Below are 389 nucleotides of genomic sequence, written 5' to 3'. Positions count from 1 at the left end.
CGGTAATACGCACTTCCCGGTCTTCGTCGTTCATCAGGGCGTGCAGTTGCTCTCGCGGCAGACGATAGGCAACGGCTCGGCGCACCGCTTCATCAGAATCCGTCACCAGTTGGTTCAGGTCGTCCAGCGGCGCATATCGAACCGCGATGGCGCGCCGCTCCCAAAAGGCATCGGCGAGGTAATGCCGTGCCAGCTCTGGGTTAAAACGTAAGAAACGATCCATTTGCCGACCGCTATCTACCGCAATACAGGCATCTCCCGGGATGCAGCGCCCTGCCAGTAGCAGATTGGCGCGATAGCGACAACGGCGACAGTCACCAATGGGAGTGAGATTCTCGGTATCGGAATTCATGCTGGCTCCGCTAGTCGTCAATAATTTCGGCAAATAC

1 protein-coding gene is annotated in these 389 nt (G+C 57.3%); it reads right to left on the bottom strand.

The features are described from left to right. A partial coding sequence (locus tag Q4563_RS16800; protein ID WP_303605301.1) for a 4Fe4S-binding leucine-rich repeat protein occupies window positions 1-352 on the bottom strand: 352 nt, incomplete at its 3' end. Window positions 353-389 lie beyond the last annotated feature (37 nt).

Source organism: Gilvimarinus sp. 1_MG-2023, assembly GCF_030548285.1.
The sequence above is the reverse complement of the archived record's forward strand: the minus strand, read 5'-3'. Positions and strand labels throughout refer to the sequence as shown.